Genomic DNA, 14,653 nt, shown 5'->3' with positions numbered 1-14,653 from the left:
AATCTCCTTCATCCGAATGGCCTGAGCCTGTCGACGGCCTGCCCTTCCCCTTTGCTGCTGTCAAAGTAGAAGGACGCCCGTTCGACACGCTCAGGGCATACGGGTTCAGATGGCGCGAGTGATTTTCATGGGGAGCCCGGCGTTCGCCGTCCCGACGCTGGACGCGCTGATCGGGGCGGGACACCAGATTGCCGCGGTTTATTGCCAGCCGCCCCGCCCCGCACAACGGGGCAAGAGGTTTCAGCCGACGGCGGTACAGAAGCGCGCAGAGGAGCTGGGCCTTGAGGTGCGCACTCCTGTCCGCCTGCGCAGCGAGGACGAGCAGTCGGCATTCGCAGCACTGGGCGCCGACGTGGCCGTGGTCGCCGCTTATGGGCTGATCCTGCCGCAGCCTGTCCTTGATGCGCCGCGGATGGGCTGCATCAACGTCCATGCTTCGCTGCTTCCCCGCTGGCGCGGTGCTGCGCCGATCCATCGCGCGATCCTCGCAGGGGACGAGGTGAGCGGAGTCACCATCATGCAGATGGAGGCGGGCCTCGATACCGGCCCGATGCTGTCACGCGCGGAGCTCCGGATCGGTCGCCGCAACGCCGCCGAATTGACCGACGACCTTGCGAAGCTGGGCGCGAGCCTGCTGGTCGATTACCTTGCGGACCCCGCCTCCTCTCCTCCCGAGCCGCAGCCGCAGCCGCACGAGGGCGTCACCTACGCCGCGAAGATCGACAAGGCGGAGACAAGGCTCGACTGGAGCCTGCCCGCGGAGGCCGTGGAGCGGCAGGTGCGCGCCTTTGCGCCGGCACCGGGAGCCTGGTTCGAGCATGGCGGGGAGCGGATCAAGCTGCTGGCAGCGCATCTCGCTGAGGGAAGCGGCGTCGCTGGCCAAGTGCTCGACGAGGCGCTGACCATCGCGTGCGAGGGCGGAGCGATCCGGCCGACGGTAGTCCAGCGCGCGGGCCGTGGAGCAATGAGCCCGCAGGATCTGCTCCGCGGGTTCGCGATTCCGGCCGGCACAATCCTGCCGTGACACGCTGGAAGCTGATCCTCGAATGGGACGGAGAGCCCTTCATGGGCTGGCAGCGCCAGGACCATGGCCCATCGGTGCAGGCCGCAGTCGAGCGGGCGGCCCGGGCGATGACCGGGGAGGCGGTCACCGCCCATGCCGCCGGGCGGACGGATGCGGGGGTGCATGCCCTCGGCATGGCGGCGCACATTGACCTGGCCAAGCCGCTGACCGCTCACCGACTGAGGGAGGGCATGAACGCGCTGCTGCGGCCCGATCCGGTGGCCGTCCTGTCAGCGGATGAAGTCAGCGACGACTGGCACGCGCGCTTTTCCTGCGACGGGCGGCGCTACCTCTACCGGATCGCTAACCGCCGCGCGCCCTTGACGCTGGATCGCGGCAAGGCATGGCGGATCGGCCCGGAGCTGGACCTGGCAGCGATGCGGGACGCCGCGGCGATGCTGGTCGGACGGCATGATTTCACCACTTTCCGCTCCGTCCATTGCCAGTCGGAAAGTCCGTTGAAGACGCTTGATCGGCTGGAGGTCGAGCAACACGGCCGGGAGATCCATATCCACGCCGCGGCGCGTAGCTTCCTGCATCACCAGGTGCGGTCCATGGTCGGCTGCCTGGCGTTGGTCGGGCAAGGTCAATGGCGGGCCGAGCAGGTGCGTGAGGCGCTGGAGGCTAGGGACCGGACCGCGCTGGGGCTGAATGCGCCGGCCGCGGGGCTTTATTTCGTGGAAGCCTTGTATCCGGACAAGATCGAGCCTGCGGAGGCCTAGACCAGCACTTCCCGTGCCACGCTCTGGCTGAGGAATTGCTGCGGGCTGGCGGTGAGGCCGTAGGCCCCGGCGCAGAACACCGCGATCAGGTCGCCCGGCTCTGCCTTGGGCAGCATCACCTCGTCGGCGAGCAAGTCGAGCGGCGTGCACAGGCAGCCGGTGACCGTGACTTCTTCCTCGCCCTCCCCCCCGAAACGATTGGCCAGCGCCACCGGATAGTTGCGGCGGAGCAGCTGGCCGAAATTGCCGGACGCGGCGAGCATCTGGTGGAGCCCGCCGTCGGTGACGAGGAAGGTCCGCCCGCGGCTCACCTTTCGATCGACGATGCGGGTCAGGTAGACCCCTGCCTCCCCGACCAGCCAGCGGCCAAGCTCGATGGCGAAACGGGTATCCGCGAGGACCGGCGAGCGATCGCGCAGTGTCATCTTCAGGGCTTCGCCGATTGCCGCGATGTCGAGCGGTTTGTCGCCCGCGAAATAAGGGATGCCGAAGCCGCCGCCGAGGTTGACTTCCGGCGGACCCTCCCCGACGGCCTGCGCGATCTCGGCGGCGAGCGCGACGGTGGCGCGCTGGCTCTCGATCACTGCCTCGGTGGATAGTGATTGTGAGCCTGCATAGATGTGCAGGCCGCGCCAGTTGGCGCCGCCGTCGAGAAGTCGCCTCACCAGCGTGGGCACGCGGTCGTGATCGACACCGAAGGCGCTGGCGAGACCACCCATTTTCATGCCCGACCCCTTTAGGCCGAACGGCGGATTGACCCGGACGGCGAGCTGCGGGCGGGTTGAAGCCTCGGCGGCAAGGGTCAGGGCTCGTTCGGCCTCACCTTCGCTTTCGAGGTTGATCGTGATGCCGCGCGCGAGTGCGGCAGAGAGTTCGGCGTCCGTCTTGCCCGGGCCGGCGAAGCTGATCGGCATCGAGGGCCAGCTCGCGTCGATGCGGGCCAGCTCGCCGCCGGACGCGAGGTCGAAGCCATCGACCAGGTCGCGCAGGTGCGCGAGCAGGGGTCCGAACGGGTTCGCCTTGACCGCGTAGTGCAGGGCCAGACCCGTCGGCATGGAGCCGCGAAAGAGCTGGACGCGCTCGCGAATGGCGGCTCGATCATAGGCGAACAAGGGCGTGCCCCCCGCCTCCTCGACCAGTTCATCCACCCGTCGGCCGCCGACCCGCAGAATCCCGTCTTCGCTCGCCCGGAACGCGGGCGGGATCGGGCCCATGCCCTTCATGCGAGCTCCGCCTTCAGTGCTGCTCGATCAAGCTTGCCGTTCGGGCCAAGTGGAAGGCTGTCGCGCCAGACGAAGCGGGCAGGCTGCATATGCTGGGGCAGTTCGGCGCGAAGATAAGAGCGCAGTAGCTTCTCCGCATCATCGCCGCGCGCGACGACAAACAGGACGATCGCCTGGCCGAGCCGCTCGTCCGGCACTCCGAAGGCCGCGGCGTCGGCTGCCGCGCCGCTTGCCAGTGCCGCTTCCTCGATCTCGGTCGGGCTGATCCGGTTGCCGCTGACCTTGATCATCGCGTCGTCGCGTGCGCGAAAGCGGAGCAGGCCATCCGCGCCGCGCACCATCGTGTCGCCGGACCAGACCGCAGTGCCGCCCGAACGGGCAAAGTCGGGTGCCGGTCGGAAGCGCTCGGCGGTGCGCTCGGCATCCTGCCAATAGCCCTTAGCGACCAGCGGGCCGGCATGGACCAGTTCGCCTTCCTCACCGGGCCCCGCCTCGCTTCCGTCCGGGCGGACGACCAGCAGTTCGGCGAAGGGGATGGCGGTGCCGACGCTGTCCGGATGCGCGTCGACCGAAGCTGGATCGAGGCTGGAGGAGCGGAAAGCTTCGGTCAGGCCGTACATCAGGTGCAGATTCGCCGCGGGGAACTGGGAGCGCAAGCGGCGAACCAGCGGCTCGGGCAGATGGCCGCCGCTGTTGGTCAGGGTGCGCAGGGAGTCGCCTTCACCAGCGGACCAGCTCGTCTCGGCCAGCTGCAACCACAAGGGGGGCACTCCGGCCAGAACCGTGACGTCATGGCGGCCAACCGCCCGGACGACCTCCTTGGGAAGCAGATAGTCGAACGCGATGGCCTGCCCGCCGGCCGCCCAGGTGGAGAGAGACTGGTTCTGGCCGTAGTCGAATGCCAATGGCAGCACGCACAGCGTCCGGTCGGCGGCAGAGAGGCCAAGATAGTGAGCGACGCTGAGCGCTCCCAGCCAGAGGTTGGCATGGCTGAGCATCACGCCTTTAGGGCGTCCCGTGGAGCCGGACGTGTAGAGCAAGGCCGTGAGTTCGGTGGGGTCGCGGTCCGATGGCGGAAGGGCGTCCCCGCCGTCCCGCCACTCTTCCAAGGCGACCATTTGCGGACTGCTGCCGCCCGAGAGGGTGTTGAGCCGAGGCCTATTGCCGACCAGCAGCGAGGCGCCGCTGTCCGCCAGGATATGCTCCGCCTGGGCATGGCGGAAGACTGGGTTGATCGGCACATGCACCAGCCCTGCCCGCGCAGCAGCCAGTGGGAGAACGCAGGCGAGAGCGGTCTTGCCCATCCAGCTTGCCACCCGCTCGCCGGGAGCAAGGCCGAGCTCGAGCAGCCGCGCGGCGGTGCGACCGACGGCCTGGTCCAGCTCCGCATAGGTCAGCGTCACGCCCCCGGCATGCAGTGCCGGACTATCGGGACGGCCGCGGCGAGCCAGGTGGTCGAGCGGAAAAGGTGTAGGATCTGGTTCCACAGGGTGCGTTTGCGTCGCCGAACGGCCCGCTGCAATGTTCGACGCAAACTTGCCCGTCTTTCCGCACTCCCCTAGTGGCCCGACGGATGACGGCCCAGCCCCTTCCCTCGCCCGCGCAAGACGCCGAGGCCACGCTCCGCACGCTGCTTGCCGATGTGCTCGGCCTTGCGCCGGCGCGGGCCGCCACCTTTGCTAACGAGACGGAGTTGTTCGGAGCGCTGCCGGAATTCGACTCGATGGCGGTCGCGCATTTGCTCACGGGGATCGAGGAGCGCTTCCATGTCGTGATCGAGGATGACGACGTCGAAGCCGAGGACTTCCTGACCTTCGGCCGACTGCTTGCATTCGTCGAGCGGCTAAGGCGCTAGCTCACTCCGCGGCGATCGCCTCATATTCCTGTGCGGCGAGATATTTCTCGGCGTCCAAGGCGGCCATGCAGCCGGTACCGGCCGCAGTGACCGCCTGGCGATAGATCTTGTCCATCACGTCACCGCAAGCGAATACGCCGTCGACGCTGGTCCGGGTGGTGCCGGTCTCCACCTCGATATAGCCGTCCGAATCCAGCTTGAGCTTGCCTGCAAACAATTCGGTCGCGGGCTTGTGCCCGATGGCGACGAAAGCGCCATCGACATCGAGGATCTGAGTGGCGCCGGTCAGGCGATCCTTGAGGCGCAAGCCGACCAGCGCTTCGGGCTGGCCGCCGGCGAGGAACTCCTCGACCTCATGGTTCCAGATGATCCTGATGTGCGGACTGGCGAACAGCCGGTCCTGCAGGATCTTCTCCGCCCGAAGCGAGTCGCGGCGGTGGATCAGGGTCACGTCCTGCGAATGGTTGGTGAGGTAGAGCGCTTCCTCCACTGCGGTGTTGCCGCCGCCGATCACCGCCACCTTCTTGCCGCGATAGAAGAAGCCGTCGCAGGTCGCGCACGCCGAGGCGCCCTTTCCCTTCATATGCTCTTCGGACGGGAGGCCGAGCCACTTGGCCTGCGCCCCGGTGGCGATCACCAGCGTGTCGGCAAGATAGGTGGTGCCGCCGTCACCGACCAGCCGGAACGGGCGCCGCGAGACATCGACCTCGCTGATGTGGTCCCAGACCATGCGGGTGCCGACATGCTCGGCCTGCGCCTGCATCTCCTCCATCAGCCACGGGCCCTGGATCACGTCGCGGAAGCCCGGATAGTTTTCGACGTCGGTCGTGGTCGTCAGCTGACCGCCGGGCTGGATCCCCTGGATAACGATCGGCTGCAGGCCGGCACGCGCGGCGTAGATGGCGGCGGTGAGGCCGGCCGGGCCGGAGCCGAGGACGGCCATGCGGGTGTGAAGAGTCTCGCTCATACGCTTCCTATCTGGCGATACACGGTCGCGGCGGCAATGCCGTCAAACCAGCCTTGATTGCTTCACAGCAGCTTCGATGAAGCTGGCAAACAGCGGGTGCGGCGCGAAGGGGCGGCTCTTGAGTTCGGGGTGGAACTGCACGCCGATGAACCAGGGATGGTCCGGCCGCTCCACGATCTCGGGCAGACGACCGTCGGGCGACATGCCACTGAAGACCAGTCCGCCTTTTTCCAACGGCTCCTTGTAGTGCGCGTTGACCTCGTAGCGGTGGCGGTGGCGCTCGCTGATCCGGGTCGCGCCGTAGATCGCCGAGACATGGCTGTTGCCGCCAAGCTCCGCCTCGTAGGCGCCCAGCCGCATGGTGCCGCCAAGATCGCCCCCGGCCTCGCGCGCCTGGAGACCTTCCTTGCTCATCCACTCGGTGATCAGACCGACCACCGGCTCCGCCGTGTCGCCGAATTCGGTGGTCGAGGCGTCGGCGATTCCGGCGGTGTTCCGCGCGCCTTCGATGCAGGCCATCTGCATGCCCAGGCAAATTCCGAAAAACGGCACCTTGCGTTCGCGGGCGAACTTCACGGATGCGATCTTGCCTTCCGACCCGCGCTCGCCGAAGCCGCCGGGGACGAGGATCGCGTGCATCGGCTCGAGCTCGACCGGCAGGTCCTTGCCATCGGATTCGAACATCTCGGCGTCGAGCCACTGGATGTTGACCTTGACCCGATTGGCAATGCCGCCGTGGACCAGCGCCTCCCGCAGCGATTTGTAGGCGTCGGGAAGGCCGACATATTTGCCGACCACGCCGATCGTGACCTCGCCTTCGGGATTGTCGAGCCGGTCCATGATCGTTTCCCAGCGGGAAAGGTCCGGCCGCGGCGCGTCGGTGATCCCGAAGGCGGCGAGCACTTCGTCGTCCAGCCCTTCGCGATGATATTGCAGCGGCACGTCGTAAATCGAGCGAGCGTCGAGCGCCTCGATCACCGCCGACTTGGACACGTTGCAGAATTGCGCGATCTTCGCCTTGTCGCTGTCGGGAATCGGCCGGTCGGCGCGGCACAGCAGCACGTCCGGCTGCACGCCCAACGAGGAAATTTCGCGGACCGAATGCTGGGTCGGCTTGGTCTTGAGCTCGCCCGCCGCCTTGATCCACGGTACCAGGGTGGTGTGGACGCTGACCGTCTGCCCCCGGCCGAGATCGTTGCGGAGCTGGCGCAGCGCCTCGATGAAGGGCAGGCTCTCGATGTCGCCGACGGTCCCGCCGATCTCGCAGATCACAAAGTCGAGATCGTCGGTGTCCGCGACGGCGAACTCCTTGATAGCGTTTGTGACGTGGGGGATGACCTGCACCGTTGCGCCAAGGTAATCGCCGCGCCGCTCGCGGGCGATGATGTCACGGTAGATGCGGCCGGAGGTGACGTTGTCCGACTGGCGCGCCGCGACCCCGGTGAAGCGCTCGTAATGGCCAAGGTCGAGGTCCGTCTCAGCGCCATCGTCCGTGACGTAGACTTCGCCATGCTGGTAGGGGCTCATCGTCCCCGGGTCGACGTTCAGATAGGGATCGAACTTGCGGATGCGGGCTGAATAGCCACGCGCCTGCAGCAAAGCTGCGAGGCTTGCCGAGAGAAGACCTTTGCCGAGCGAGGAGACCACGCCGCCGGTAACGAAAATGAACCGCGCCATGGGAGTCGGGCCTTAAGTCGTAGGCGCGCGGACAGGCAAGCGGATTATCCGCCCGGCGCCGAGTTTTTTGGAACGCCGTGCTTTATTGCGCGAGCGGAACGGCGCCATTGTCGGCCGGCGGCTGGGTGCCGGGCGCGGCGTTGTTCGGCGGAGCCGTGTTCGGCCCGGCTGGCGGAGCGGTCAACGGGTTGCCGCCGGGCTCCAGCGGGCTGATCGGGGCCGGCGCGGGAGCCGTCTGGTTGACCAGCGAAGTATCCACGGTGGCAGCATTATCGCGCGTGCCGGCAATCGCCGCCAGCACGATGCAGAGCACAACGAACACGCCGCCGAGGATGGCGGTGGCGCGGGTCAGGAAGTCCGCCGCGCCGCGAGCAGTCATGAAGCCCGACGAGCTTCCGCCCACGCCCAGCCCCCCGCCTTCCGAACGCTGCATCAGGATGACCCCGCACAGGGCGGCGCCGATAAGCGTCTGGACGATCAGGAGGAAGGTGAACATGGAAGGTCAGGCTTTCGGGAGAATGGCTCGCGGGCACTTAGCGGCGCACGGCCGCAGTTTCAATCTCAAGCGGCGGCGGCGGCCGCTTCGACGATCGGCAGGAAATCGGCGGCCTTGAGGCTCGCCCCGCCGACCAGCGCTCCATCGACGTCGGCGACCGCGAAGATCTCCGCGGCGTTCGTGGCCTTGACGGAACCGCCGTACAGGATCGGCACGCTCGCCCCGGCGCTGCCGTAGGCGGCATGCAGCCTGGAGCGGAGCGCAGCATGCATCTCCCCGATGTCCTGGGTCGACGGCACCTTGCCCGTGCCGATCGCCCAGATCGGCTCATACGCGACGGCCAGGCGATCGGGCACGCCCCGGTCCGCGGCTGCCCCGTGGGGCAGCGAAGCATCGAGCTGAGCGGAAACGATCTCGACCGCCTTGCCTGACACGCGCTCCGCGTCGCTCTCGCCAACGCACAGGATCACCTGCAGCCCGGAACAAAGCGCCGCTTCGGACTTGGCCCGTACGCTTGCATCGTCTTCGCGGTGGGCATCGCGGCGCTCGCTGTGGCCGACAATGGTCAGGCTCGCTCCGGCGTCGTGGAGCATGGCCGCGCAGATGTCGCCGGTGTGGGCGCCCTTCTCCGCGCTGTGGATGTCCTGCGCCCCGATCGGGAAGCCGGGGACCGCCTCGGCCGCCCGGTGGATCAGCGTCGCCGGGACACACAGCGCGACAATGACCCCGCCCATCCGCTGCGCCGCCTCGGCGATCGCGCGGACCTCATCGAGATCGGCCGCGGTGCCGTGCATCTTCCAGTTTCCCGCTACCAGCTTGCGCCGAGTCATCTGATCCTCCCCTTGCTTTGCGCCGCGCCTAGCAGCCAACCAGTCCACCTTGAAGCCCGCCTGCCTTGATGCCTGACCCGGCGGCCCCTAAAGCCCGCATTCCTTTTTTCGCGAGAGCCGCCGCTTCATGCTTTCCTCCTTCCGCCGCCTGTCCAAGTCCAAGGTCGGCACCGGCATCCTGGTTGCCTTCCTGCTGATGATCCTGGCGTCGTTCGCCCTTGGGGACATGAGCAATGTGCTGTCCGGCGGCGGCGGTCTGTCGCAGGGCACTCTGGCAAAGGTCGGGTCGGCGAGCATCACCGAGCAGGACCTGGCCAAGGCGCTCGAGCGTCGCTTGCAGCAGGCCCGTCAGCAGAAGCCCGATGCCACCTACGCGGATATCGCCGGTGACTTCGAATCGATCATGAACGGGCTGATCCAGGAGCGGACGCTGCATGCGTTCGCCCAGGAGCATGGGCTGCACATCTCCAAGCGGCTGATCGACGCGGAGATCGCCCGCATTCCCGGGATGCAGGGACTGGACGGGCGCTTCAGCGAGGCCAACTACCAAGCCTTCCTCCAGCAGCAGCGGTTGACCGATGCGCAGGTCCGGCGGGAGATCATGACCCTGCTGCTGCAGCGGCTGATCCTGGCCCCGGTTGCCGCCAACGCCCGTCTGCCGGTCGGCGTGGCGCGGCCCTACGCATCCATGCTGCTGGAGCGGCGCGAGGGCGAAGTGGCCTTCATTCCCGCGGCCGCGTTCCGTGGCGGCCCCGCGCCGACCGAGGCCGAAGTCCAGCAATATTACCGCGCCAACCAGGCCCGCTACACGGTGCCGGAGCAGCGGGTCCTGCGCATCGCGCGGATTGGGCCGGAGCAGCTGGGCAACCTGGCTCCGACGGACGCGGAGATCGCCGCTTACTACAATGCCAACCGGGCCACCTATGCCGGTAAAGAGGAGCGGGTGATCAGCCGCGCGGTGATCGCCGACCGCAATGCCGCCAACCAGGTTGCCAGCCGCGCCCGCAGCGGCACCTTCGCCGCCGCAGCGGCGCCAGCCGGCTTCAGTGCCGCGGACGTCAGCGTCGGGCCGCAGACCCGCGAACAGCTGACCCAACTGGCGGGAGCCGCGATCGCGGCGCAGGTGTTCGCCGCCGCGCCCGGCGCGATCGTCGGGCCGGTCCAGTCGGACCTCGGCTGGAACGTCATCAAGGTCGAGGGCATTCGCAATACGGCGGGCCGATCGCTGGCCCAGGCACGGGCGGAGATCACCGCAAAGCTGGCCGCGGAGAAGCGCAAGAACGGCCTGGCGGACCTTGTCGCCAAGGTCGAGGATGCGGTGGCCGAGGGACAGAACTTCGCCGAAGTCGCGGCGGCCAATCGCCTCCCGATCGTCCAGACGCCGCCGCTCACTGCCACTGGCGCCGCGCCGTCCAACCCCGGATTCAAGCTTCCCCCTGAGCTCGCCGGGCTGGTGCGCTTCGGCTTCGACATGGCGGCGGACGACGACCCCGTCGTGGAGACCCTGCCGGATGGAGCGGGCTATGCCTTGCTCGCGCCCGGCGAGGTCACTCCGGCGGCCCCTGCCCCGCTGGCCGCAATCCGGGCGCAGGTCGCCAGCGACCTCCTCGACGAGCGCGCGCTCGCCCGCGCCCGCGCCGTCGCCAATGCCGTGCTGGCCAAGGTCAACGGCGGAGCGCCGCTCGCTCAGGCGGTAGCCGGAGCGGGAGTTCCCGGATTGCCCAAGCCGGAGCCGCTGAACGTCCGCCGGCTCGAACTGAACCGCTTTGGACCGCAGGTGCCGGGGCCGCTGCGCATTCTTTTCGGCATGCCCGCCGGCCGTGCGCGCCTGACCGGAGCGCCGGAGGGCCAGGGCTTCTTCATCGTCCGCAACAGCCGGATCACGCCCGGCAATGCCTCGCTGCAGCCCGCCCTGATCTCGCAGGTGCAGGCTGAGTTCAACCAGTCGGCCAGCGAGGAATATGCGGTGCAGTTCCTCACCGCGGCGCAGCAGCAGCTGGGGGTGGAGCGCAACGAAGCAGCGATCGCGGCGGCCAGGAAGCGGCTGATCACCGGCGGCTGATCCTTGCCCTCCGTCCTGGTCATCGACAATGTCGACAGCTTCACCTTCACGCTGATCGATTACCTGCTTGTGCTCGGCGCCGAGGTGCGGGTGATCCGAAGCACGGACATCGGTGTCCAGGACGCGCTTTCGCTGAGTAGCGATGCAATCCTGATTTCGCCCGGACCCGGCAAGCCTGAGGATGCTGGCATCTCGGTTGATCTTGCCCGGGCCTGCATCGACGCGCGGCGTCCGCTGCTGGGAGTCTGCCTTGGCCACCAGGCCATCGCACTCGCCTGTTGCGGCGAGGTCGGCCAGGTCCCGCCGGTCCATGGCAAGACTACCCGAATTCGTCACGATGGCAGCGGCCTGTTCGCCGGACTGCCACCCCATTTTGAAGTCACCCGTTATCATTCGCTGGCGATCACCCTGACCGCCGGGCCGTTGCTCCCCAACGCCTGGAGCGAAGATGACATGATCCAGGCCGTGCGCCACGCCGAAGCCCCGGTGCATGGGGTCCAGTTCCATCCGGAGAGCGTCGCCTCGCAGCACGGCCACGCACTGCTGAGCGCATTTCTTGGCAAGGCCGAACGCAGGGGTTGACGCCTTCAGCAGTGTTCGATAACTGTTCTCCGTCTGTTCACGATGGAGCCCGGCATGCTCACGCTCAAGCAGCGCGAACTCCTCCAATTCATCCATGATCGCCTTGGCGAAACTGGCGTCAGCCCAAGCTTCGATGAGATGCGCGAGGCGTTGGAGCTGAAGTCGAAGTCCGGCGTGCACCGCCTGATCTCGGCGCTGGAAGAGCGGCAGTTCATCCGCCGGCTGCCGAACCGCGCCCGCGCGCTTGAGGTGCTGCGGATGCCGGAAGCGTCGTCGGTCGTTTCTCCTCCCGCGCTGCGGCCGGTGATCCAGGCTGCCAACGATACCGTCGAGATCCCGCTCCATGGGCGGATTGCGGCGGGTACACCGATCGAGGCGCTGCAGGGCACCGAGGGCTTTGCAGTCCCGGCGGCGCTGCTTGGCCCCGGCGAGCATTACGCCCTGGAGGTGTCCGGCGACTCTATGATCGAGGAAGGCATCCTGGACGGCGACTTCGCCCTGATCCGCAAGGTCGACAGCGCGCGGGACGGGGAAATCGTCGTGGCGCTGATCGATGATGCCGAGGCCACCCTGAAGACCTATCGGCGCGAAGGGCGGATGATCCGCCTCGATCCGGCTAACCGGACCTATGAGGCGCAGCGCTATGACGAGAACAGGGTCCAGATCCAGGGCCGCCTCGCCGGCCTCATCCGCCGCTACTGAGATGGCGAAGGCCCGGATCGACTATATCGAGCTGCCGAGCGCCACGGCGCACGAGCTCACCCGCGCGTTCTACGGCAAGGCGTTCGGCTGGACGTTCAGCAACTTCGGGCCGGATTATTCCGCAACGACGACCGGTGATGTCGATGTGGGCTTGCAAGGGGAGCGGGAGGAGGCGCTGGCAGCGCCGCTACCGGTGGTCCGTGTCGACGATCTCGAGGCGGCGTTCGACGCCGTGGTCGAAGCGGGTGGGGTGATCGCCAAGCCGATCTTCAGCTTCCCGGGAGGACGGCGGTTTCACTTCATCGATCCATCGGGAAGCGAACTGGCAGTGTGGCAGTCGGCCGGATGATGGATGGGGCCCGCGGCGCCTGAGCCCAGGGCAGCCCCCCACCTGCTCGGCAACACTCCGCACCTGCGGCGGATCTCCAAGGCGAATGGTCACGCCGCCTGACCGCTCGAGAGTGGTTCTGTCGAGCTTGAGCCAGCGCGGAGTGCACCCGCGGGGCAGGCGCCGCTCGGCGATGACGATGTCGGCTTGGGAGCATGCCTGGGTCAACTCGCCCCAATCGAGCCGCTGGGTCGATCGGATCGCCAGCAGTCCGAGGGTGCGGCCGTCTGCTTCCACGTCGGCGATGCAAGCGTCGGCACTGCACCGGCCGTCCGCTAGCGCCTCCATCGGCAGCGCGTCGCCATCGTAACCCGAGCTTTCCGCGAGCATGTCGCGGATGAAATCGCCGGCCCGTTCCCGGAGCAGTGCCGGCCTGCCATCCTCCCCGACGATCGCGACGTGCCGCCCGTCGCCCGTCACCAGCAGGTCGGGCCGCGGCGCCGCGGCGGCAACGAGCGCGCCGATCGCGAGCGGCACGAGGCCGAGCAGGCGGGCTCGGCTGGTCCAGAGACACAGCCACAGGAAGCCCCCAGCCATCAGCCCAAAGGCCCAGCGCGGCATGGCCGGCAGGATGGCGATCGCTCCCTTTGCCCCGGCAACCCAATGCGCCAGATCGAGCAGGAAGCTGAGTGACCATCCGGTCATGGTCCAGAACGGCGCTCCGAGCCAGATCACGTCGAACAACAATGCCGCTGCCTGCAACGGCATGACCACGAAGGTCGTCAGCGGAATCGCAACCAGGTTGGCGAACACACCGTACAGCCCGGCGCGGTGGAAATGGTAGAGGGCGAACGGCATCAGCGCGAACTCGACGGCCAGGCCGGTCAGCAACAACGAGCCGAGACTTCGCCCGAAGCGCCTCGGCAGCCCCTCCTCCCGCGGCGAGAAGTGCCGCCGCACCCAGGGCGTCGACTGCAGCGCGACGATCGCAGTGACGGCCGCGAAGCTGAACTGGAAGCTGGCGCCGGCCAGAGCCTCAGGCCGGAACAGCAGGACCAGCAAGGCTCCGACCGCGATCAAACGCAGGCTGATCGCCTCGCGGCCGAGTGCCACCCCGACCAGCACCAGAATGGCCGCGATGCAGCTTCGTACAGTTGGAACCTGCGCGCCCGTCAGCAGGGTATAGCCGATCCCCGCCAGTGCCCCCGCGCCTGCCCCGACCAGTACCAGATTGACCCTCAGCGCCAGTCGTTCGGACAAGGCCAGCAGGCGAATGGTCAGCACGAAGGCAGCGCCCACCACCGCCGCGATGTGGAGCCCACTGACGGACAGGAGGTGGGCAAGGCCGCTTCGGCGCATGGCCTCCGCATCCTCCTCCGGCATGGCGCCCTGGTCGCCGGTAGCGAGGGCTGTTGCGATCGCCCCTTCGGCACCGGGCAGCGACTCGCGGATGTGCCGGTCCAGCCGCTCCCGAAACTGCCCAAGCCCGCCGGTCGGCGCGGGCTGGAGCACCTCGACCGACCCCAGCGCGCGCCCGAGCCCGCCAATCCCCCGGAACCAGGCGTCCCGAGCATAATCATGGCTCCCCGGCAGAGCCATCGGCATCGGCGAGGTCAGGCGGGCGCGCAGCCGCACCGTGGCCCCTTCGCCAAGGCCGTGGGGCGGATCGTCATCCGGCATGGAAACCCGTACCCGCGCAGGCAGCGCGGGGTCCGTGGGCGCCAGGGTCAGCCGGATGCTTTCGCGCGCTGCGAGGAACTCGACCCGCTCGACGGAAGCGGTGAACTGAGTGATGGTCGGGCGCTCCACCCGCGGAGCCGCAACCATCTCGCTGCGCGCCCAGATCAGCACCAGGCCGAGGATCGTCGCGGCAAGGAACGCGGCGCAGGCCCGGCCCAGCCGTCCCGTCCCGAAGGCCGCGACCATGATCGCTCCACCGGTGGTCAGGCAGAGGAAGGCAATCCACAGGGACTTGTCGGCGAGCACCAACCAGGCCGAAATGCCGACCGCGAGGCCAACCACCAGCCAGAGCGCAAGCTGCTCGCGTTCCTTTTCGAGAAAGGTTTCGAGTGCCGCGCGCAGCTTCCCGACCTGCATTGGCCAGCCGGCTGCGGTGCGCTGTGGAAGCGCAAGGATGTCCATGCTA

At 67.9% G+C, this 14,653-nt stretch carries 13 protein-coding genes and 1 pseudogene; 7 read left to right on the top strand and 7 right to left on the bottom strand.

Annotated elements, in window-relative coordinates:
- The first annotated feature begins 109 nt into the window (after positions 1–109).
- Positions 110–1,024 (top strand): methionyl-tRNA formyltransferase, encoded by a 915-nt coding sequence (gene fmt, locus ACFQPG_RS06555; protein ID WP_380811192.1) that lies wholly within the window; start codon positions 110–112, stop codon positions 1,022–1,024.
- Entirely contained in the window at positions 1,021–1,785 is a 765-nt protein-coding gene (gene truA, locus ACFQPG_RS06550) for a tRNA pseudouridine(38-40) synthase TruA (protein WP_380811190.1), read from the top strand. Before fmt ends, truA begins: the two co-directional genes overlap by 4 nt.
- Here truA and ACFQPG_RS06545 read toward each other — a convergent pair.
- Positions 1,782–3,008, bottom strand: a complete 1,227-nt coding sequence (locus ACFQPG_RS06545; RefSeq protein ID WP_380811188.1) for a pyridoxal-dependent decarboxylase, exosortase A system-associated — start codon at positions 3,006–3,008, stop codon at positions 1,782–1,784. The genes truA and ACFQPG_RS06545 overlap by 4 nt on opposite strands.
- A complete protein-coding gene (locus tag ACFQPG_RS06540; RefSeq protein ID WP_380811186.1) occupies positions 3,005–4,495 on the bottom strand; it encodes an AMP-binding protein in 1,491 nt (496 codons plus the stop codon). The genes ACFQPG_RS06545 and ACFQPG_RS06540 overlap by 4 nt, the downstream gene beginning before the upstream one ends.
- 86 nt (positions 4,496–4,581) lie before the next feature.
- On the opposite strand from ACFQPG_RS06540, the gene ACFQPG_RS06535 reads away from it, so the two are divergent.
- Entirely contained in the window at positions 4,582–4,863 is a 282-nt protein-coding gene (locus ACFQPG_RS06535; RefSeq protein ID WP_380811184.1) for an acyl carrier protein, read from the top strand.
- Between the two features lies 1 nt (position 4,864).
- Here ACFQPG_RS06535 and trxB read toward each other — a convergent pair whose 3' ends face one another.
- The 4 genes from trxB to tpiA all read right to left on the bottom strand — a co-directional run bounded on the left by trxB (position 4,865) and on the right by tpiA (position 8,833).
- A complete protein-coding gene (trxB, locus tag ACFQPG_RS06530) occupies positions 4,865–5,830 on the bottom strand; it encodes a thioredoxin-disulfide reductase (protein WP_380811182.1) in 966 nt (321 codons plus the stop codon).
- Between the two features lie 42 nt (positions 5,831–5,872).
- Positions 5,873–7,507, bottom strand: coding sequence for a CTP synthase (locus tag ACFQPG_RS06525; protein WP_380811180.1), 1,635 nt, complete (start codon positions 7,505–7,507; stop codon positions 5,873–5,875).
- A gap of 82 nt (positions 7,508–7,589) precedes the next feature.
- Entirely contained in the window at positions 7,590–8,003 is a 414-nt protein-coding gene (secG, locus tag ACFQPG_RS06520) for a preprotein translocase subunit SecG (RefSeq protein WP_380811178.1), read from the bottom strand.
- 65 nt (positions 8,004–8,068) lie between these two features.
- Positions 8,069–8,833: a triose-phosphate isomerase gene (gene tpiA / locus ACFQPG_RS06515; protein WP_380811176.1), complete on the bottom strand. Its 765-nt coding sequence runs from the start codon at positions 8,831–8,833 to the stop codon at positions 8,069–8,071.
- Positions 8,834–8,960: 127 nt separating this feature from the next.
- Between tpiA and ACFQPG_RS06510 the strand changes: the two genes are divergently transcribed.
- The 4 genes and pseudogenes from ACFQPG_RS06510 to ACFQPG_RS06495 all read left to right on the top strand — a co-directional run.
- Entirely contained in the window at positions 8,961–10,895 is a 1,935-nt protein-coding gene (locus ACFQPG_RS06510; RefSeq protein ID WP_380811174.1) for a SurA N-terminal domain-containing protein, read from the top strand.
- 3 nt (positions 10,896–10,898) lie between these two features.
- Complete coding sequence (locus ACFQPG_RS06505; RefSeq protein ID WP_380811172.1) at positions 10,899–11,477, top strand: anthranilate synthase component II; 579 nt, start codon at positions 10,899–10,901, stop codon at positions 11,475–11,477.
- A gap of 54 nt (positions 11,478–11,531) precedes the next feature.
- Positions 11,532–12,179 (top strand): transcriptional repressor LexA, encoded by a 648-nt coding sequence (lexA, locus tag ACFQPG_RS06500; RefSeq protein WP_380811170.1) that lies wholly within the window; start codon positions 11,532–11,534, stop codon positions 12,177–12,179.
- Positions 12,106–12,444: pseudogene (locus ACFQPG_RS06495) on the top strand (hypothetical protein); the annotation flags it as partial. The gene lexA and the pseudogene ACFQPG_RS06495, both read left to right, overlap by 74 nt.
- Here the strand turns inward: ACFQPG_RS06495 and ACFQPG_RS06490 are convergent.
- Positions 12,367–14,649 carry a ComEC/Rec2 family competence protein gene (locus tag ACFQPG_RS06490; protein ID WP_380811168.1) on the bottom strand — a complete coding sequence of 761 codons (2,283 nt, stop codon included), beginning with the start codon at positions 14,647–14,649 and terminating at the stop codon, positions 12,367–12,369. The pseudogene ACFQPG_RS06495 and the gene ACFQPG_RS06490 sit on opposite strands and share 78 nt — an antisense overlap.
- Between the last annotated feature and the right edge of the window lie 4 nt (positions 14,650–14,653).

Origin of the sequence: Sphingomonas sp. GCM10030256 (assembly GCF_042666415.1) — a bacterium.
In the GTDB taxonomy this organism is placed as follows: Bacteria; Pseudomonadota; Alphaproteobacteria; order Sphingomonadales; family Sphingomonadaceae; genus Sphingomicrobium.
The sequence above is the reverse complement of the archived record's forward strand: the minus strand, read 5'-3'. Positions and strand labels throughout refer to the sequence as shown.

Coding starts and splice junctions, on each gene's coding strand:
- ACFQPG_RS06525 (WP_380811180.1), bottom strand. CDS start 7,507: ATGGCGCGGTTCATTTTCGTTACCGGCGGCGTGGTCTCCTCGCTCGGC.
- ACFQPG_RS06535 (WP_380811184.1), top strand. CDS start 4,582: ATGACGGCCCAGCCCCTTCCCTCGCCCGCGCAAGACGCCGAGGCCACG.
- ACFQPG_RS06510 (WP_380811174.1), top strand. CDS start 8,961: ATGCTTTCCTCCTTCCGCCGCCTGTCCAAGTCCAAGGTCGGCACCGGC.
- fmt (WP_380811192.1), top strand. CDS start 110: ATGGCGCGAGTGATTTTCATGGGGAGCCCGGCGTTCGCCGTCCCGACG.
- secG (WP_380811178.1), bottom strand. CDS start 8,003: ATGTTCACCTTCCTCCTGATCGTCCAGACGCTTATCGGCGCCGCCCTG.
- lexA (WP_380811170.1), top strand. CDS start 11,532: ATGCTCACGCTCAAGCAGCGCGAACTCCTCCAATTCATCCATGATCGC.
- ACFQPG_RS06545 (WP_380811188.1), bottom strand. CDS start 3,008: ATGAAGGGCATGGGCCCGATCCCGCCCGCGTTCCGGGCGAGCGAAGAC.
- trxB (WP_380811182.1), bottom strand. CDS start 5,830: ATGAGCGAGACTCTTCACACCCGCATGGCCGTCCTCGGCTCCGGCCCG.
- ACFQPG_RS06490 (WP_380811168.1), bottom strand. CDS start 14,649: ATGGACATCCTTGCGCTTCCACAGCGCACCGCAGCCGGCTGGCCAATG.
- tpiA (WP_380811176.1), bottom strand. CDS start 8,833: ATGACTCGGCGCAAGCTGGTAGCGGGAAACTGGAAGATGCACGGCACC.